Genomic DNA, 2,894 nt, shown 5'->3' with positions numbered 1-2,894 from the left:
AAGACAAAACAAATAGGGAAAGCCCGTTAAAGGTAAACCGGAGACATTTTTTTTCACAACTAAGTGTAGGTATCGGGTCATTGGCCCTAGGGTCGTTATTGATCCCCGACCTCTTTAAAAAGGAACAGGGTATTCTGAGCGGAGGGGATCTGGGCGTACCCCATTTTGCGCCCAAGGCAAAACGTATCATCTATCTGTTCCAGGCAGGTGCACCCTCACAATTGGAAACCTTCGATCACAAGCCGACGCTGAGAAAACGGATGGGCGAAGATCTGCCGGAATCGATCAGGAACGGACAACGATTGACCGGAATGACCTCGGGGCAGGACAAGTTTCCTTTGATGCCGCCGGCGGTGAAATTCAACCAACATGGAAAGAGCGGGGCATGGGTGAGCGAGTTTTTCCCCCATATCGCCAAAATCGCCGATGAGATCTGCATCGTAAAGAGTATGCATACCGAGGCGATCAACCATGATCCGGCCATTACCTTTTTTCAGACCGGTAGCCAGCAAGGGGGCAGGCCCAGTATGGGCTCGTGGATGAGCTATGGGCTCGGTAGCGAGAACAAGAACCTTCCCTCCTTCGTGGTGCTGACATCACGTGGAAAAGGGAACAGTCAAGGCCTATATTCCAAATTATGGTCGAGCGGTTTCCTGGATTCCAAACATCAGGGCGTGTTGTTGCGCGCCGGGAAGAACCCTGTACTTTACCTGAACGATCCCGATGGTATATCCCGTTCCGACAAGCGCCATTTGCTCGACAACGTATCATCGCTCAACAAACTGCACCATATAGAAACGGGCGACGACGAGATCGAATCGCGGATCGCACAATATGAGATGGCCTACCGCATGCAGATGTCGGTACCCGATGTCATGGATATTTCAAAAGAGCCGGAATCGATCATAAAATTATACGGCGAAGATTGCCAAGTGCCCGGTACCTATGCCGCAAATGCGCTACAGGCCAGAAGGTTGGCCGAGAACGGGGTCAGGTTCATACAATTGTACCACCAGGGATGGGACCAGCACGGTAACCTGCCCAATGAAATGGCGGGCCAGGCGAAGGATGTCGATCAGGCCTCCGCGGCACTGATACTCGATCTGAAACAAAGGGGCATGTTGGAGGACACCCTGGTCGTTTGGGGCGGCGAGTTTGGGCGCACCAACTACTGTCAAGGGAAATTCGATCCTGCAAACTACGGAAGGGACCATCACCCCAGGGCGTTCAGTATCTGGATGGCCGGTGGGGGCATCAAACCGGGAATTTCCTATGGCCAAACCGATGAGTTCGGGTATAATGTCATCGAGAACCCCGTGCATATCAATGATTTTCATGCAACGCTATTACATACGATGGGCCTTGAGCACGAACAATTGACCTATAAATATCAAGGGCGCCGGTTCCGGTTGACCGATGTGGCGGGCAATGTAGTAAAAGACCTGTTGGCGTAATCTATGGCATCCACCACTAAAAAAGACCGAAGGGTCGACCTGCTTATTTTTGGTCTCTCCGTATTTCTCGTATTCTGCCTGATATTCGAGTCCTTCCTACAGCTTCCGGACCTTGTGGCCTGGTTGGGGCGTTGGCATCCGCTGATCCTACATTTTCCCATCGTTCTCTTGCTGATCGCCGCTTTTTTGGGGCTGACCGGAAAAAACGTGCCGAGGGCATTGCTTGCCGTAGCGACCGTTACCGCTTTGGTCACGGCCATTTCTGGTTTTTTTCTGGGCAAGGAGGCCATGGAAAAGGGCGATCTGTTGTTTTGGCACCAATGGTTGGGCGCCGGTACGGCGCTTGTCGCGGCCGTATGGTACTGGCTCGACGGGGCGGGCTTCGGTAAAACGGTTTATACGAAAGCGCTTCAGGGCCTGCTGGTTATATTGGTCGGGTTCACGGGGCATTATGGGGGAATGGTCACCCATGGCGAAAACTTTTTGGCACTACCCAACGAAAAGGATATGGACGGCCCGATTCCCGACAATCCGCTCATATACCAACATGTGGTGGCCCGTATACTGAAGAACAATTGCGTTTCCTGTCACAACCCCAACAAACAAAAGGGCGAACTGTTGATGACGAATCTTGACGGACTTTTGAAGGGGGGCGAGAGCGGGAGCACAATGGTGCCCGGAGACCCTGAAAAGAGCGAGATCATTAAAAGACTGCACCTGCCCCTGGCCGATGAGGAGCATATGCCGCCCGAGGGCGAAAAGCCATTGAACGCCAAGGAAATACTGATTTTGGAACGTTGGATAGCCCTAGGGGCCTCCGACACCGTACGCCTGGACCATTTGGGCGCCAACGAGCCCCTGGCCGCCCTGATCAGGGAAATGATGGTGCCCGACCCTATGGAAAAATGGGCAAAACTGCCCAAAGTGGCGGATAGTACGATTCAGCGGTTGAGTTCCGATTACCTGACCATCGGACGGATCGCGGGAAGCACCGATGCGCTGCATGTCAACATGTACAAACCGCCCACCTACGATCCCCGATTGATATTGGACCTGAAGGCCATCAGCAAAAATATCGTGCAAATGGACCTTAGCGGACTGCCCATCGGCGAAAAGGAGATGGGGCTGGTCGCCACTTGTGAAAATCTGGAATGGTTGGAGGTCGACCGTACCCCGATAAACGATGCCCAGATACAAAACCTTAAGAACCTCTCGAACCTGCATACCCTCAAAGTATACGGTACCGACATCGGAGACCAAAGTATCGCCGTATTTAAGAATTTGGTGAAATTGAAAAGCTTGTATCTATGGGATACGAACATATCGGAAGTGGCATTGCAGGAGCTAAGAAAGGCATCCCCGGTACTTTTGATAGATAATGGGATTGATTCTGCCGTTCAACCATTTTTCGTGGGCGCCGATTCCATTCCGAAAGCGGGG

2 protein-coding genes are annotated in these 2,894 nt (G+C 52.3%); both read left to right on the top strand.

What is annotated here, in order from left to right; genetic code table 11:
• Positions 1-1,454, top strand: a 1,454-nt coding sequence (locus tag BLS33_RS24470; RefSeq protein ID WP_089895958.1) for a DUF1501 domain-containing protein, incomplete at its 5' end; no start/stop codon positions are given.
• A gap of 186 nt (positions 1,455-1,640) precedes the next feature.
• The coding region (locus BLS33_RS24465) for a c-type cytochrome domain-containing protein (RefSeq protein WP_176801505.1) at positions 1,641-2,894 on the top strand (1,254 nt) is incomplete at its 3' end.

The sequence above is a fragment of the Kriegella aquimaris genome (assembly GCF_900103215.1).
Taxonomy (GTDB): domain Bacteria; phylum Bacteroidota; class Bacteroidia; order Flavobacteriales; family Flavobacteriaceae; genus Kriegella; species Kriegella aquimaris.
The sequence above is the reverse complement of the archived record's forward strand: the minus strand, read 5'-3'. Positions and strand labels throughout refer to the sequence as shown.